The 15,527-nt window shown below is 70.8% G+C and carries 13 protein-coding genes and 1 pseudogene; 3 read left to right on the forward strand and 11 right to left on the reverse strand.

The window, feature by feature from the left end; all coding sequences use genetic code 11:
• Window positions 1-85: 85 nt before the first annotated feature.
• On the reverse strand, window positions 86-520 hold the full coding sequence (locus OP79_RS24295) for an ATP-binding protein (protein ID WP_051744880.1): 435 nt from the start codon (window positions 518-520) through the stop codon (window positions 86-88).
• Between the two features lie 241 nt (window positions 521-761).
• On the opposite strand from OP79_RS24295, the gene OP79_RS24300 reads away from it, so the two are divergent.
• The gene (locus OP79_RS24300) at window positions 762-1,643 is read left to right on the forward strand and encodes a helix-turn-helix domain-containing protein (protein WP_033322815.1); all 882 of its coding nucleotides are present in this window, start codon (window positions 762-764) and stop codon (window positions 1,641-1,643) included.
• Between the two features lie 11 nt (window positions 1,644-1,654).
• The gene (locus tag OP79_RS24305) at window positions 1,655-1,846 is read left to right on the forward strand and encodes a DUF397 domain-containing protein (RefSeq protein WP_033322816.1); all 192 of its coding nucleotides are present in this window, start codon (window positions 1,655-1,657) and stop codon (window positions 1,844-1,846) included.
• Here OP79_RS24305 and OP79_RS24310 read toward each other — a convergent pair.
• The 9 genes from OP79_RS24310 to OP79_RS24350 all read right to left on the reverse strand — a co-directional run bounded on the left by OP79_RS24310 (window position 1,836) and on the right by OP79_RS24350 (window position 12,427).
• Window positions 1,836-5,981 carry a trypsin-like peptidase domain-containing protein gene (locus OP79_RS24310; protein ID WP_078491979.1) on the reverse strand — a complete coding sequence of 1,382 codons (4,146 nt, stop codon included), beginning with the start codon at window positions 5,979-5,981 and terminating at the stop codon, window positions 1,836-1,838. The two genes, OP79_RS24305 and OP79_RS24310, sit on opposite strands and share 11 nt — an antisense overlap.
• Entirely contained in the window at window positions 5,965-6,276 is a 312-nt protein-coding gene (locus OP79_RS24315; protein WP_033322818.1) for a trypco2 family protein, read from the reverse strand. Before OP79_RS24315 ends, OP79_RS24310 begins: the two co-directional genes overlap by 17 nt.
• A 69-nt stretch (window positions 6,277-6,345) precedes the next feature.
• Window positions 6,346-6,759, reverse strand: coding sequence for a hypothetical protein (locus OP79_RS24320; RefSeq protein ID WP_033322820.1), 414 nt, complete (start codon window positions 6,757-6,759; stop codon window positions 6,346-6,348).
• On the reverse strand, window positions 6,741-7,031 hold the full coding sequence (locus OP79_RS24325; RefSeq protein ID WP_033322821.1) for a hypothetical protein: 291 nt from the start codon (window positions 7,029-7,031) through the stop codon (window positions 6,741-6,743). Before OP79_RS24325 ends, OP79_RS24320 begins: the two co-directional genes overlap by 19 nt.
• Before the next feature lie 56 nt (window positions 7,032-7,087).
• On the reverse strand, window positions 7,088-7,465 hold the full coding sequence (locus tag OP79_RS24330) for a VOC family protein (RefSeq protein WP_033322822.1): 378 nt from the start codon (window positions 7,463-7,465) through the stop codon (window positions 7,088-7,090).
• A gap of 49 nt (window positions 7,466-7,514) precedes the next feature.
• Window positions 7,515-8,396: a GNAT family N-acetyltransferase gene (locus OP79_RS24335; protein WP_033322847.1), complete on the reverse strand. Its 882-nt coding sequence runs from the start codon at window positions 8,394-8,396 to the stop codon at window positions 7,515-7,517.
• A 208-nt stretch (window positions 8,397-8,604) separates the two neighbouring features.
• The gene (locus tag OP79_RS24340; RefSeq protein WP_078491980.1) at window positions 8,605-9,717 is read right to left on the reverse strand and encodes an ABC transporter ATP-binding protein; all 1,113 of its coding nucleotides are present in this window, start codon (window positions 9,715-9,717) and stop codon (window positions 8,605-8,607) included.
• Window positions 9,714-11,198 carry an ABC transporter permease gene (locus OP79_RS24345; protein ID WP_245685436.1) on the reverse strand — a complete coding sequence of 495 codons (1,485 nt, stop codon included), beginning with the start codon at window positions 11,196-11,198 and terminating at the stop codon, window positions 9,714-9,716. Before OP79_RS24345 ends, OP79_RS24340 begins: the two co-directional genes overlap by 4 nt.
• 179 nt (window positions 11,199-11,377) lie before the next feature.
• Window positions 11,378-12,427 (reverse strand): iron ABC transporter substrate-binding protein, encoded by a 1,050-nt coding sequence (locus OP79_RS24350; RefSeq protein WP_033322824.1) that lies wholly within the window; start codon window positions 12,425-12,427, stop codon window positions 11,378-11,380.
• A gap of 306 nt (window positions 12,428-12,733) precedes the next feature.
• Between OP79_RS24350 and OP79_RS24355 the strand changes: the two genes are divergently transcribed.
• The gene (locus tag OP79_RS24355) at window positions 12,734-15,334 is read left to right on the forward strand and encodes an AMP-binding protein (protein WP_033322825.1); all 2,601 of its coding nucleotides are present in this window, start codon (window positions 12,734-12,736) and stop codon (window positions 15,332-15,334) included.
• 31 nt (window positions 15,335-15,365) lie between these two features.
• Here OP79_RS24355 and OP79_RS57130 read toward each other — a convergent pair.
• Window positions 15,366-15,527 (reverse strand): annotated as a pseudogene (locus tag OP79_RS57130) (spermine synthase); the annotation flags it as partial.

The raw sequence follows: 15,527 nt of genomic DNA on the forward strand, positions 1-15,527 counted from the left end.
CCTGCCGTGTTCACGCACTGCTCGATTGAGCGCCCGAAGGACAGTTTCCCGCTGTGTGTTCACGATTTTTGCGGGAGTGTCCCCGTCAGCGTGGTCGCCCCAATTCGAAGCAGGTGGCCTTGCCCCGACCCGGACCGTGCGTGCACACACCCCAGGCGTCGGCACCGTACGAGATGAGGTGCATGCCACGGCCGTCCTCGTCGTCGTGCGCCGCGGTGCGGATTGCGGGCAGGCCCGGGGCTTCGTCGTGGATGAGGATGCAGAGGCGGGCGGGGTCGGCCCAGCCGGCGTGGAGGGTGACGGGGGTGATGCAGCCCTTCGCGGCGCAGGCGTTGATGGAGTTGGTGACGGCCTCGGAGGTCAACAGGACGGCGGCGTCCGCGAGTTCGGAACGGCCGGAGGCGGCGAGGAGGGTGCGGACGGTTTCGCGGGCGGCTCGGACCCAGGCGGGGTGGGGCGGGAAGACCAGGGAGACGTCGGCGGGGTGGGGGTGGGCGTTGGGACTTGGAGGACTTTCCATGAGGGCTCCTGTTCGGGTTGGGCGTCTACGCGGTGACCAGATCCGGGCCTCGTCAACTGGCTTGAGGGCGGGGGTACTTCCTCGTGACGCGAGTGGTCGGTTCGATGCCGACGGTATGGTCATTCATGAGTGGAGTTCAATCGTGAACGCCCATGACAACCCTTGTGGGTGACTCGAGAGACAACTGGTCGACGACGTCGGAGCGTTCGCGGCACACTGCGCACAGTTACAGGGAGGGACCATGCCGCCACGTACCAGCCCCAGCGAGCGTCAACGCCGTCTGGGTGCCGAGCTGCGCAAACTCCGGCTCTGCGCGCGCCTGTCGAGCGACGACGCCGCCAAACTGCTGGAAGGCGAGCGCTCGCGGATCAGCTACATCGAATCCGGGCGGCTCAGCGTGTCGCGCAACCGCCTCCATCTGTTGCTCCGCGAGTACGGGTGCACGCCGGGACCGTATTTCGACGAGCTCATGAGCATGGGGCAGTCGAGCGGACGAGGCTGGTGGGACGAGTTCGACGACACGATCGGTCCGGTCGCCCGGAATCTGGCCGAACTCGAGTCGCGCTCAGCGATTCTGCGCACGCACGAACCGCTCTTCATCCCCGGCATGCTCCAGACCGAGGAGTACGCCCGTGCCGTGCTCGGCAAGACGGAGGACGACATCCAACGGGCCGAACGATACGTGGAGTTCCGCATGGCTCGGCAACGCGCCCTCACTGGGGAAACCCCCGTCACCTACCGTGCCGTCATCTACGAGTCCGCCCTGCACACCCGCGTCGGTGGCCCGAGCGTGATGCGCAGGCAGCTCCTGCGGCTGATCGAAGCATCCCGGCTGCCCAACGTGACCGTGCAGGTCGTGCCGTTCGAGGCAGGCGTCTACTCCGCGTACAGCCGGTCGTTCGCGATCTTCGGCGGCGTAACCCCCGAGCTGGACACGGTCTATCTGGAGCACCCGGTCAACTCGCTGTTCCTACACGATGGAGACCAACTCGACGAGTACGCCAAAATGTTCGAGCGGCTCTCCGAGCTGGCGTTGGACCCGGTCGACCCGGAATCGGCACCGGAGTCGCACGAGTGCCGCGACTCGCTGAGCTTGATCCAGCACGTCATGTACACCCTGTGAAAGGAATCGCGATGCCCCAACTCGCTTGGCAGAAGTCCTCGTTCAGCGGCGGCGGCGAGGGCGAGTGCGTAGAGCTGGCGGCAACGGCCCCGGAGCGCATACACCTCCGGGAAAGCGACCACCCGCACGAGATCGCCACCACCACGTCCCGTGCCTTCGCGGGTCTCCTGCACGCTCTGAAGGCCGGAAACCTCAGTCGCTGAGCCCCAGGTGCGCGAAGACGACGTCCCGTACTCGGAGCACGGCGTCGGGGTCGATCGCGGCGAGGACTGGGACGGCGTGGTGCCAGCCCTCCGGGGTGAGGGCTTCCGCAAGAAGGGCTCTTGCACGGGGCAGGTCCGGGCCGGACGGGGGCGGGAGCAAGAAGGCGGCCAAGCGACGGGCAGGCGACACAACGTTGAAAGGACCCTCAAGGAGCGGAATGGCCGCGGAGTCGCCCGGCACGCAAGCGGCGTATGCGGCGAGCTGGGCGAACGCCCCCGAGCGCCCCTCTTCGTCCTCTCCACGCCGGGCGATGGTCCGGGCCGTCTCGTGGTCTCCGAGCGCGGCGTAGGCAACAGCGGCAGCCCCGGTTGCTGCCTGTGGCCACGGTGCTTCTTCTGGTTCCGATGTCACCGCATCGAGGCGGTGATGGGCAGCGGCTGGGTCGGCGGCAGCGGCCAACAGGCCGAGCAGTACCCCGTCGCGGTACGACTGACGCACGTCAGGGTCCGCGTCCTGGCGGAGCAGAAACTGCTCGATACGGGTGCCACGCTCACTGTCATGGAACCCCACAGCGACGAGGAGTTGCGCAACACGCGACACGGATCTCCCGTTCATGTCGCGGAGCACGTCGTCCACCAATTGGCCTGCTAGGTCCGGGTCATGCGACCACAGGCCCGCAGCCGCCTCTGTGCGGGCACGATCGAGGTCGTACTTGCTCAACGGGCCGTCCTGTCTCGAGAGCTTCTCGATGACCTCAGCGACACGCTCCGTCGCACCCGCCCACCCCAGCGCCTGGACAGCGGCCGTCAGTGCGTCAGGGGCAAGGGAGAAGCGGTCGATCGCGAGCGCCAGCTCGACCGCCTGCTCGGCAAGACGCAGCGCTCGGCCTGTGTCTCCGTGCGCGACAGCCACGGATACGACAGCGCAACCCCAGGCGCGCGCATTGACCTCGGTGATTGTCTCCACGAGTCGCTCGGCCTCATCAGGCTGGCCTGCGGCGGCAAGCGCGCCTGCGAAAGCCGCGAGGCGGCGATGCTGGGGGAGAGAGGTCAGCTCGCCCACCGAGTGATGCCTGTGCTCGGCCTGGTGGAGCAGTCGCAGTGATCGCTCCGGTTCGTGGGCGGCGAAGTGAAGGGCGAGCGCGGCGAGTGCTTCGCCAACAGCCCACCGCGAGGAGTCCGCAGCGGCGGGCAGCAGGGCTTCCAGTTTCTCGGCAGCACCGGCCCTCGCAAGGAGCTCGGCAACTCGCGCCGTGGAGCCGTCGCTGTCGGAAAAGAGCGCAGAGTTGTTCCAGGTCGCTTCGAGAGCTGCCCAGGCTTCGTGCGCCGCGCCCTCGCGGGCCCACCCTTCAGCGATCGCCAGCCAGGTGTCCTGCCACCGCTTCCCCCAGTCCCGGAGATCCGCTTCGTCATGCATGGCCACCGCGAGCCGCTGCGCGTCCGCCATCCGGTTGGCGGCAATGAGAGCATGTACGGCACCGTATGTCGCCCTTCCAACGACCGCGTGCCCCGTCGGCTCCGTCACGGCCAGCGAGGCCAGGAGCTCCGCCTCGCGCGGGCGCGTCTCGCGCAGTGCCTCCGCGGCGACCGCGGGGAGGTTCTCGAAACCACGCGCGTGCTGTCGGGCGAGCCTGACCACCGAGTCGTAGAGCCGGATCGCTTCCTCGGGGAAACCGCGAGACGACCATGCATCGGCGACGGTCACCAGAACGCGAACACGAGCCGGCAGGAACGCGATCCGGTCGGCGGACTCCTCCGCCAGGCGCAGCCCATCGGCTGCACACGCCGGGTTCCGGAGCACGGTGGCAGTCGTGACCAACGCTTTGATGAACACTTTGGCGTCCGAAACCCCCTGCGGCCGGGGCAGTTCGCGAAGTCGGCGTACCGCCTCGCCCTCTCTGCCCGCCAGCGCCAGCGCGGTGGTCAGCGTGCCCTGCGCCGCCGTGAGATACGAGTGGGCGTGAGGCCGCCGCCCCTCTTCCACCACCTCCTCAGCAAGTCGCACCGCCTCCTCCGCCAGCCCCACCGCCCGCCGGTCACCGGTCTCCGCCAGCACACGCGCCACGCCTGCCACTGCCCGGACGCGGTCCAAGCGCCGGAAGACGCTACGGGCGAGACCAATGGCGTGGCGCACCCGGCCGAGACGGGCGTACACGGCCGGGATGTCTGGATGCAGCGACTCATTACGCCGGGCCACCAGATCCCCCGCGGCCGCGAGTGTCGCAAGCGCCACCAGGTCGTCGGGCGTCGTCCGCTGAACGACTTGCCGTGCCGCTGCGATCTCGGCAAGGCACGCCGCATCGCTGCCCGTCACCTCCCGCAGTCGGTCACGCCGCCGCACGTCCGTGGCGAGGCGGACGGCCCGGCACACGTCCCCCACGACGGTGACCAACCGCCCATACGGCTGGAGCAGATACGGCGGCGTGTCCTCCGGCCAGCCCCGGCTCGCGTACGACTCCGCCCACGCGTGCAGCCGCTCCAGGTATGCGTCCACGTCCGGACCCAATGCGTCCTGGGCTGCCGCAAGCAGCGTCTCATGGGCGAAGAGGTAGCCGCGGCTGCTCATGTACAGGGTCACGTCTCCGTCGGAGGAACTGTCGTAGCCGCCGCGCAGCCGCAGGATGCGCCCAAAGGCGCTGCCGAGGCGCTTGCGGAGCTCGTAGGTCGGCTCGCCGGTGAGTTCGCGCAGGTCCTCGACCGTGAGGGTGCCGCGCGCGGCGGTGAGCAGGCCGACGAGATCGCGTTGCAACTGGTCTCCGGAGAACGCCTGTTCCAAGTCGAACCTGGCCTCGTGCTCCGTATGCCTGGCCGCTGCCGTGGCGGACAGCTTCACGACCCGGCAATGGCGCAGGGGGTGTCCGCCGCCGACATCGGGCGGGAGCCCGGGGCTCGGACGGCTCGTGACCAGGACGCGGACGTTCGGCAGGAGCTTGGTCGGCAGCAGGGAGGCGATGCTCGCGCCATTGTCGCCGGGTACCCGGGACTGGTCCTCGTCGAGTCCGTCCACGACAAGGAGCAGGGTGCCTCCGTCCTGGGCGACGCGCTCGGCGGCCTGGCGCAGGAGCAGCCGGCGTTCTCCGTCGCGGGCAGTCGGCGAGCCGCTGCCGGTCGCCTCGCGGCCCGCGATCGCGGAGAGTTGGTCGATGACCGCCCCGGTGTACGCATGACTGTCCGACTGACCCGCGTGGCGCGCGGTGATGAAGAACCAGACCGGGACGACACCGCGGGGCGGATGCAGCGCGAACCACGCCGCGAGCGCCGTCTTGCCGGCCCAGGGCGGTCCCTGGAGCCAGAGGTAGCTGTCCGGGCCGCCGCAGAACGCGACGAGGTCTGCCAACTCGGCGTCCCTGTCCTTCAGTTCCTCGGGAGCGATATCGGCGAGCTGCGCGCGGTAGACCTCCTGGATGAGGTCGAGCCTGGCGACCGGTACGGCGTCCGGCAGCGATGAGGGGTGCAGTCCGCATCCCAAAAGATGTGACAGTTCCGCGAGTTCTGTCACATTCAAAAGCTCGGCCCAGCGGTCCACCCGGCTCGCCGCGATACGGCCCGGTCCGTCGGTGCGGTGGTGGTGGGTGACGACACCGACCAGCCGGCTGTTGCTGAAGGCAGCCGCGCCCGACATCCCCTCCCATGCGTCCCGCTCGGGATCCGGGTCGTCGGGTGGAGGCAAGGTGACACCGAGATCGAGGGTGCCCTCGCGCCGGTTGGACAGGACCGCGCAGGTCGCGTGCACGTGCTCGGCGTCGCGGAAGCGTGAACCATCCTCGTCCGTACGGAGTTTGAAGCGCGGGAAGCCGAGAGCCGTGCAGCGCAGCACCGCGTCCTGTTCGCCGACGCGGCCGTACGCGACACGATCTACGGCCGTGTCCTCTCCGTCCGGGAGAGCGAGCACGGCGACGTCGATACCCTCGTGCCGCCACACCACGCCCGCCTCGACGATCCGCTCGCCCGGCCGGTCGGCCTGAAACCGAACCCTGACGCCCGCCGCACCCTCGACGACATGCGCTGCGGTCAGCACCTTGCCTGGCGAAACGAGATATCCGGATCCACGCCGACCCGCTCCACCGCCGCCTGGCGCGACGATGATCTCGGCGACCCGCTCCGGCCACAGTCCCCGATCAGCGTTCGCCGTCAACCTCGTCGCCCACGATCGCCACCGGCTGCGTCAAACTACCGTCCGTTGCGACGGTCTTGGGAGTCAGTGTGAGCGTGACCCGCTGCGTCTCCGCCTGTGCGTACTTGCCGTTCGCCCCGCCGTCGACGACCCACAGTCGCACCTTGGCATCCCCGCCCGCCTCCCGGCTGACGGCGACGGTCGCCTCGACCTCCACGGGACCGAGCTCGAACCGCACGGCCTCTCCGGCTCCGTCGGCGAGCGCAGTGGCCAACTGCTGCCTCAACTCGCGGATCATGTCGGACAGTTCGATCACTCTTCCCCCTCGTACCACGGTGCCCAGATGCTACAAGCCCCCGCATCGGACGCCAGTCGTGAGCGTCGACTACACAGCGACGAGGCGCACCCTGTCCCCGCAGAATTTCGCCATGTCGTCAGTATCCGAGGTGAGCATGACCACCGGACGATGCTGCCGCAACGCCATCTCAGCCACGGCGGAGTCGATCGCGTACTTGTGACCATGTAGTCCGGCACTGATCAGCATGTTCGACGCGGCCTTCGCCTCTTCATCACCGATGTGCACGATCCGCATGCCGGACAGCACCCACGCGAGCCGAGACCGGTCGGTCCGACGATGGACCGCTTCGATGATGGTGAGTGCGCTGATGACCACCTCCATGCCCCGCTTGCGCGCCTCAGCGACGTGGGCGACGACGGGCTCGTGGTCGCCCACCAACTTGGACAGACCTTCGCAGTCCAGGGCCAGGGTGCCTTCGTGAGTCAGCTTGCGGCGGGCCACTGGCCCTCCTCGGCGAACACCTCGTCGAAGACGCGTCGCGCCCGTTCCTGTTCCTGCTCGGAGATCGGTCCCTGGCGGTGCTCGTAGTCGGCCAGGTACTCGTCCAGGATCCGGCCGCGCAGCTCACGCTCCACCGCCTCGGTGATGAACGCGGAGAACTCCCGCTTGCCGACCCGCTGACGGATCGCCTCGGCCGTCCCCTCTGGGAGCGAGAGGCTGACCCTGGTGGCGGGCCCTTCACCGATGCTGTACGGAGTTTCACGCTCAGCCATGCGGCGAGATTATCAAACGAGTAGGAATTCGGTCGACTGCAGCGGATTCCCTGTCCTCAGTGCCGCACCAGGCAGAACGGATGCCCTGCCGGATCGGCATAGACACGCCAGCTCCGGCCGGCGGAACCGTCGTCCAGCACCCTCGCCCCTGAGGCCAGCACCTGTTGCTGGGCTCGATCCAGGTCCGCAACACCGAAGTCCAGATGGAACTGCTGAGGCCGGGCCGGGTCAGGCCACAGCGGCGGCCTGCAGTCCGCTACCCGCTGGAAGGCAAGGACGAGTCCGGACGGCGTATGCAAGGTCGCCCAGTCGTCGCCCAGGGCCCACCGCCGATCTCGCTGATTGACAGCCCCACCGAGCAACGCCCAGTAGAACTCGGCGAGTTTCGTCGGCTCGGAACAGTCCAGCACCACACACTGCAGGTCAGCGATCACAGGTCGTTCCTAAGCAGCCGCCAGACAGCCCCGACCTCGACTTCCGAGATCACAGCGTCGGGCTCTCGGCGTCCCGGTACTGGTCCCGGATCTCGGGGAGTTGCTGGAAGCCGGCCGACTTGTAGGTGGCGACGGCGCCGACATTGGAGCTCGGGGTGCAGACGATCGCGCTCGACGAGCCCAGTTCCTGGAGTGCGGCCGCCGCGGCGACGGTGATCGCCTCGCCATAGCCGTGGCCGCGATGTTCCCGGTGCACGCCCATCGGCTCGAGCAGCCCAGGCCTGCCCGGACCGGCCGACCACACCGTCACCACCGCCACCGCGTCGCCCTGGTCGTCGTACGCGACCAGACACCGGGCGTCGGCGTACGGCAATCCGGCCGCCATCGCGTGCCAGCGCTCGTCCGTGAACGTCGACCCGTCGAACGATGCCCGCTGTACGGCGGCCCGCACGTGCGCCTGCTCCGGCCCGATCACCTCGATCCGCACGCCCGGATCCTTCACCGGCTCCGTGAGGTCGCGGCGCAGCGGCGTCCACGGCTCGTCGACACTCCAGCCGTCCTCGGACAGCAGATCTTGGACCAGTGCGCCCATCGGCGCCTCGATGTTCACCTTCCCCTCGGGCAGTACGCCACGCTCCGGCTCGGTCACATCCTCGACCAGCTGCCGCGCCAGCTCCTCGTCCCGCTGAGCGTCCGGCGCGATCGTCAGCCGCAACAGCCCGGGACCGTCCAGCAGCCCGACGGCGAGAATCCGCCCGTCCCGGCTCCACGTCCGGACCGCCGCGGCCGTCGCCTCCGCGCCGAACCGCCAGAACCAGCCCAGGTCCCCCGGATGCAGTTGCATCGGCGCCCCTTCGTACTGCCACTCCCGCAGCACGCCCACAGCCTCGCTCAGCCCGTCAACTCCCGGCTCACCCAACACAATTGGCATACGCCCGATCACACATCACCGCACCGACAGTCCGCACCCGGTTTCCGGACGACCGGCGTGGGGCTGGGGATTCGGGAAGGGGCACGAGGCGGGCCAGCCGAACGCCGACGACGGTGGTGGTGCCGGTGAGGCCACCGCCGCCGCGTCCGTTACCGCCGTGGCTCCGCGGCGCCCGCCGGTGAGCCTTCCGGCGGGCGCCGGGCCGGGCCTACCCCTGCCGATCCGGCACGTCCCCCTCCGCATGCAGCGCCCCCTCCCCCACAACCCGCACCCCCGTCTCCTCCCCCGGCCGCACCCGCAGCGGGCCCGCGACCCGGATGCCGACCGGGGCGTCGTGGCCGTCGACGGACACGGTGACCATGGCGTCGTGGCCGTAGTAGCAGACGTCGGTCACCGTGCCCCGTGCCGCGTCTTCCGCGGTGGGGTCGGTGAGGCGGAGCTGTTCCGGGCGGAGCAGGACCGTGCCGGTGCGCAGGCCCGCGGGCGGGGTGCCCAGGGGCACGGTGCCCAGCGGGGTGCGGGCCGTGCTGTCGGTCTCGACCGTGCCGGGGAGCAGGACGGCGTCGCCCACGAAGTCGGCGACCCAGGGGTCGGCGGGGTGGCGGTAGAGATCCTGCGGAGTGGCGCACTGGGCGACACGGCCGTCGCGGACGACGGCGACGAGGTCGGCGGTGGACAGGGCCTCCTGCTGGTCGTGGGTGACGAGCACGGCCGTGGCTCCCGTCGCGCGCAGTGCTGTCCGCACGTCGGCCCGTACTCCTGCCCGTAGCGCGCTGTCGAGGGCGTTGAACGGCTCGTCCAGCAGCACCAGTTGAGGGCGCGGGGCGAGCGCCCGGGCGAGTGCGACGCGTTGCTGCTGGCCGCCCGACAGTTCGTGCGGCATGCGGTCGCCGTAGCCTGCCAGGCCGACCAGTTCCAGCATCTCTTCCGTGCGGCGGCGTCGCTCGGCCCGGTCCACACCCTTCAGGCCGAAGGTCACGTTGTGCGCCACGCTCAGGTGCGGGAACAGCGCGCCCTCCTGCGGGACGATGCCGACGCGGCGCCGCTCGGGTGGGACATGGACGCCCGCACCCGGGCCGGTCAGGACCCGGTCGCCCACCCGTACCGTGCCCGCGTCGGCGCGCAGGAAGCCGGCGACGATGCGCAGCAGGGTCGTCTTGCCGCAGCCGGAGGGGCCGAGGACGGCGGCCAGCGCGCCCGTCGGCACGGTCAGGTCCAGTCCGCGCAGAACGGGGCCGCCGTCACCGTAGGACTTGGTGAGCCCTTCGACGTGCAGTTCGTTCGCGTTTTCTTTCGCGTTCATGTCCGTCACGTCCGTCATGTCCGGTGCCTGCCCAGGAGGTACGAAGGGAGCGCGGCCAGCAGGATCAGCGCGGCAGCGTAGGGGGCGGCCGCCGCGAAAGACCCGGCGCCCGTCTCGGTCCAGAGGCGGGTGGCCAGGGTGTCCATGCCGGTGGGGCGCAGGAGGAGGGTGGCGGGCAACTCCTTCATGCAGACCACGAACGTGAGTGCCGCCCCCGCCGCCACCCCCGGCGCGGCCAGCGGCACGGTCACCTCGCGCAGGACCTGCCACGGCCGCCGCCCCAGCGACCGGGCCACGTCCTCCAGCACGGGCGGCGCCTGGAGCACGGCGGCCCGCGTGGCGGCCACCGCGACCGGCAGGAAGAGGACCGCGTACGCGCCGACCAGGAGCGGGAGTTGCTGGTACAGGGGGTACGCGTAGCGGACCGCGAAGAAGACCAGGGAGAGTGCGACCGTGATTCCGGGCAGCGCATGGCCCGCGTACGCCGCCTGCTCCAGCAGGCGCGCGCCGCGCCCCCGGTGCCGGGCGGCGATCACCCCGACGGGCAGGGCGAGGGCCGTGGTGAGGGCGGCCCCGGCCGCGGCGACTGTGAGCGTGGCCCACGCGGTGTCCGCGATCGCGCCCAGGTCCCAGGTGGCCGAACTGCCGGCGGTCAGCCAGTACGCGAGAGTGCCGAGCGGGAAGACGACGGCCACGGCCACGACCGCCCCGCACCAGAGGAGGACGAGGGGCCGCCACCGGCCCAGTGCCATCGGTACGGCCGGGCGGGCGGTGCCGGTGCCGGTCCTTGCGTGCCCGGCGCGTCCGCGCGTACGGGCCTCGGCGGCGACCAGGGCCACCGTCATCACCACCAGCACGACGCTGAGCGCGGCGGCCGGGGTGCGGTCGAAGGACGCACGGTACGAGGTGTGGATGGCGCGGGTGAAGGTGTCGTACCGCATCAGTGAGACCGCGCCGAAGTCGGAGAGCACGTACAGCGCGACGAGCAGCCCGCCGCCCGCCGCGGCCGGTCGCAGTTGCGGCAGGGTGACCCGCAGGAAGGTCGCCGCCGGGCCGTGGCCGAGGGAGCGCGAGGCCTCCTCCTGCGCGGGGTCGATGCCGCGCAGCGCGGCGGCTACCGGCAGGTGGACGTACGGGAAGCTGACCAGGGTCAGGGCGAGTGCGGCGCCCGCGAAACCGGCGAGTCCGGGGGCGGCGGACAGCCAGGCGAAGGCGGCGACGTAGCTGGGCACCGCCAGCGGCAGCGTGGCCAGCACCGACCAGGCGCGGGCGCCCGGCAGGGCGGTGCGTACGGTCAGCCAGGCCAGCGAGACGCCCAGCACCAGGCTGGCCGCGACAACCGCGGCGGTGAGGCCGAGGCTGCGGCCGAGCAGGTGCAGGGTGCGTTCGTCCGCGACGACGTCCCAGGCGTAACCGGGGCCGCGTTCGAGGGCGCGGACGGCGAGATAGCCGAGCGGGAGCAGGGCGAAGAGGGCCGCCACGCAGGCGGGGACGAGCAAGGCCGGCGGTGGTCTGCGCCCGGTCCGCGTACGGAATCGCGTACTTAGCCGTGTACGAAACCGCGTACGGAACCGACCGCGTACGGCCGGGGCAGGAGCCCCGGCCGGGACGGGGGCTCCGTCCGGGGCCGGTGCCCCGGCCGGGCGCGGCGCGGATCGCGGTGTGCTGGGCACGGCCGTCAGACCAGTCCGACGTCCTGGAGCATGGCCTGGGTCTCCTGGATGGACTCCAGCTTGCCCAGGTCGATGTCGGGGGACTCGAGGGAGTCGAACGGCGGCAGGCCCTCGACGGTGCTGGTGACGCCTGCGGCCAGCGGGTACTCCATGGTCTTGTCGGCGAAGTAGGTCTGCGCCTCCTTCGACAGCAGGAAGTTGACGGCCTTCTGGGCGGTCTCGCTCTGCCCGCTGTCCTTGAGGACGCCCGCCCCGGCGACGTTGATCAGCGCGCCGGGGTCCTTGCCGGGCAGGAAGTGCAGCTTGGAGCCGACCTTGTCCTCGCCCTTCTCGGCGACCCGCTCGTACCAGTAGTAGTGGTTGACCAGCCCGAGGGAGACCTCGCCGGCCTCGACCGCGTCCAGGGTGGCGAGGTTGTGCGCGTAGGTCTTGGCGCCGTTGTCCTTCAGCGCCTTCAGCCACTCGCGGGTGGTGTCGTCGCCCTCCAGGACGCGCATGCCGGTGACGAAGGCCTGGAAGGAGGCGTTGGTGGGCGCGATGCCGACCTTGTCCTTCCACTCCGGCTTCACCACGTCATGGACGCTGTCCGGGACCTCGTCCTCGGTGACCTTGTCCGGGTTGTACGCGATGACGCGGACGCGCCCGGAGAGGCCGACCCAGTCACCCTCGCCGCCCCGGTAGGCCGTGTCCACCTTGTCGAGGGTGGCCTGGGGCAGCTTCTGAAGCATGCCCTCCTTGGAGAGGGCGCCGAGCGCCCCGGCGTCCTGGGAGAAGAACAGTCCGGCCTTGGTGCGGTCGCCCTCCTCCAGGATCTGCGCGGCCAGCTCGGCGCTGTCGCCGTAGCGCACCTCGACCTCGGTGCCGACGGCCTTCTCCAGCTTGTCGAGGATCGGCTTGACCAGCTTCTCGTTGCGGCCGGAGTAGATGACGAGGGCGGAGTCGCCGCCCTCCCCCGAGCTGCTCTTGTCGTCGTCGGAGCCGCAGGCGGCGAGGGCGGGGAGCAGCAGGCCGGCCGCGACGAGCGCGGTGATTCGGCCAGCCAGAGGGCGTCGCATGAGGGTGCCTTCCTGCGTGGCTCGCCGCGACGCCGCAGGTCGCGTCGTCGGGCGGCGAGCGGCGTAGTGACGCTTTTTAGCCAACTGTGAACATGCTATGAATAAGGTAAACCTTGCCTAAGCGTCAAGGGATCTGTGTTATCAGCGGACTCCGCTGGCGGAAAGGCGCGCACCGTGATCGACCCCTTCGGGCCCCTAAAGGCGCCGCCCACCGTTTCCATCCCGTCGGCCGCCCCGCCCGCCTCGGTCCCCTTTCCGGAACCGCCCGTACGTCCGCACAGCGCGCCGCCCGTACGTCCGTATGGCGTGCCTTTCGCGCGGAAGCTCGCGGCGTACGGCGACCGCGTCGCGCTGATCACCCCGGACGGGGAGCTCTCCTACCGCCGGCTGGCAGAACGCGTGGCCGCCACCGCCGAGCGCCTCGGCCCCGTGCGCCGACTGGTGCTGCTGGCGGGCGGCAACCGGGCCGACGCCCTCGTCGTCCACCTCGCCGCCCTCTCCGCGGGCCACCCCGTGCTGCTCGTCCCCGGCGGCAACGACCGCGCGATACGCGCCCTGACCGCCGCGTACGACCCGGACGTGGTGGCCCGGCCGGACGACCACGGCACCTGGACCCTCGACGAGCGGCACCACGGCAGCAGCCACACCCTCCATCCGGGTCTCGCCCTGCTGCTGAGCACCTCCGGTTCGACCGGCTCACCCAAACTGGTGCGGCTCTCCCACGAGAACGTCCAGACCAACGCCGAGTCCATAGCCACGTACCTCGGCATCTCCGACACCGACCGCGCGGCCACGACCCTCCCCATGCACTACTGCTACGGCCTGTCGGTGGTCCACAGCCACCTGCTGCGCGGCGCCGGGCTGATCCTCACGGACCGTTCGGTGTCGGAGCCGGCCTTCTGGGCGGAGTTCCGCACCGCCCGCGGCACGTCCCTCGCCGGGGTGCCGTACACCTTCGACCTGCTCGACCGGGTCGGCTTCGAGCGGATACGGCTGCCGCATCTGCGCCGCGTCACTCAGGCGGGCGGCCGGCTCGCGCCCGAACGCGTCGCACGGTACGCGGAGTTGGGGCGCCGGTCCGGCTGGGAACTGTTCGTGATGTACGGGCAGACCGAGGCGACGGCCCGTATGGCCTACCTGCCGCCGCACCTCGCCGCCGAGCGCCCGGAAGCCGTCGGGGTGCCGATCCCCGGTGGCTCCTTCCGGCTGCACCCGGTCGACGACCAGGGCGATCCCGGGATCGGCGAACTGGTCTACTCGGGCCCGAACGTGATGCTCGGCTACGCCGAGAGCCCGGCCGACCTCGCCCTCGGCCGGACCGTACGGGAACTGCACACGGGGGACCTCGCCCGGCGCGCGCCCGACGGACTCTACGAAATCGTGGGCCGCCGCGGCCGGTTCGTGAAGATCGTCGGTCTGCGGATCGAGCCCCAGCGCGTCGAGGCACTGCTGGAGCGGCACGGGGTCACCGCGTACTGCACGGGAGACGGCGACGCGCTGGCTGTGGCCGCGGTGGGCGACAAGGCCGCCGACGGTGACCGGCTGCGGCGCCTGGTGGCCGGCGAGTGCGGAATCCCGGCCCGCGCGATACGGGTCCGGGTCCTCGCCGAACTCCCGCGGCTCGCCGCGGGCAAGCCCGACTACGAGGCCGTACGACGGCTGACGCGCCCGGCTCCGGAGGAGGTGGAAGAGGCGGCCGGGCTCGCCAGGGACCTGTGCCGTCTCTACGCCGAGATCCTCGACCGGGCCGATGCCACCGAGGACAGCAGCTTTGTGAGCCTGGGCGGCGACTCGCTGTCCTACGTCGAGATGTCCCTGCGGCTGGAGGAGGCGCTCGGCGGGCTGCCCACCGACTGGCACACGAAGCCGATCCGCGAACTGCGCGCCCTGGCAACTCTCGTGACGGGACCGGCAGGTGCGGAAGCCGGCGAAGCCCCGGAAGCCGGAGCCGCCAAACGGTCGGCCCGGTGGAACGGACGGCCCTGTACCCGTACCCGCGGCCCGGAGTCCCCGCGGCCCTCGCGGTCCTGGCGCACCCGTCGCACGCTGGAAACCGGCGTAGCCCTGCGCGCAGTCGGCATCGTTCTGATCGTCGCCTCGCACATACCCTTCTTCTCCCTCCAGGGCGGCGCGCATGTGCTGATCGGCGTCGCGGGCTTCAACTTCGCCCGTTTCCATCTCACCGGGGCCGAACGCCGCGCGCGCCTACGGCACCTGTGGCGTGGCATCGCCCGCGTCGCCGTGCCGAGCGTGGCGTGGATCGCCGGCGCGGTGGCGCTGACCGGCCTCTACGACCCGGCCAACGCCCTGCTGCTGAACAGCCTCCTCGACCAGGGGACCGAACGTCACGAATGGCACTACTGGTTCGTGGAGGCGCTGGTCTACATCCTGATCGTCCTCGCCGTACTGATGGCAGTCCCCCTGCTGGACCGGCTGGAGCGGCGGTACGCGTTCGGGGTGCCACTGGCGCTCCTGGCGGTCGGGCTGATCGGCCGGTACGACCTGCCGGACCTGGCACCCGCCCGCTTCCACCTCGGACCCACCGTGGTCTTCTGGCTGTTCGCGCTGGGGTGGGCTGCCGCGCGGGCGACCACCATGCGACAGCGGTCGCTGCTGACGGCGGTACTCCTGCTCGCACTCCCGGGCCTCTTCCACGACCAGCCGCTGCGCACCACTCTCGTGGTGGCCGGGCTGACGCTGCTGATCTGGGTGCCGACGCTGCCCAGCCTGGGCCCGCTCAACCGGATCGCGGGCATCCTGGCGAGCAGCTCGCTCTACATCTACCTGACGCATTTCCAGGTCTATCCCCACGTCCCGGACGACTTCCCACTCCTGGCGCTCTTCACCTCCCTGGCCGTCGGCATCGGGTACGCGGCCGTGGCGACGCGGGTGGTCAGGCGGCTGTGACGCCTTGTACCGCCGTGCCGCCGGTCTCGAATCAGCCGAACGCCGAGGGCGGTGGTGCCGGTGAGGCCACCGCCGCCGCGTCCGTGACCGCTGCGGCGCCGCCGGTGAAGTCGGTCAGGGTTCTGCCGTGTTCGACCCTCGCGGGGTGCGGGTCCGAGGCGGCGCGGCGGGTCAGTTCGGCGATCGGGAGCGG

It is taken from the genome of Streptomyces yerevanensis (assembly GCF_000716805.1).
GTDB lineage: Bacteria > Actinomycetota > Actinomycetes > Streptomycetales > Streptomycetaceae > Streptomyces > Streptomyces flaveus.

Excerpts from the sequence above, each read along its gene's own strand:
- OP79_RS24295 (WP_051744880.1), bottom strand. The coding sequence starts at position 520 with ATGGAAAGTCCTCCAAGTCCCAACGCCCACCCCCACCCCGCCGACGTC.
- OP79_RS24300 (WP_033322815.1), top strand. The coding sequence starts at position 762 with ATGCCGCCACGTACCAGCCCCAGCGAGCGTCAACGCCGTCTGGGTGCC.
- OP79_RS24305 (WP_033322816.1), top strand. The coding sequence starts at position 1,655 with ATGCCCCAACTCGCTTGGCAGAAGTCCTCGTTCAGCGGCGGCGGCGAG.
- OP79_RS24325 (WP_033322821.1), bottom strand. The coding sequence starts at position 7,031 with ATGGCTGAGCGTGAAACTCCGTACAGCATCGGTGAAGGGCCCGCCACC.
- OP79_RS24335 (WP_033322847.1), bottom strand. The coding sequence starts at position 8,396 with ATGCCAATTGTGTTGGGTGAGCCGGGAGTTGACGGGCTGAGCGAGGCT.
- OP79_RS24340 (WP_078491980.1), bottom strand. The coding sequence starts at position 9,717 with ATGACGGACGTGACGGACATGAACGCGAAAGAAAACGCGAACGAACTG.
- OP79_RS24350 (WP_033322824.1), bottom strand. The coding sequence starts at position 12,427 with ATGCGACGCCCTCTGGCTGGCCGAATCACCGCGCTCGTCGCGGCCGGC.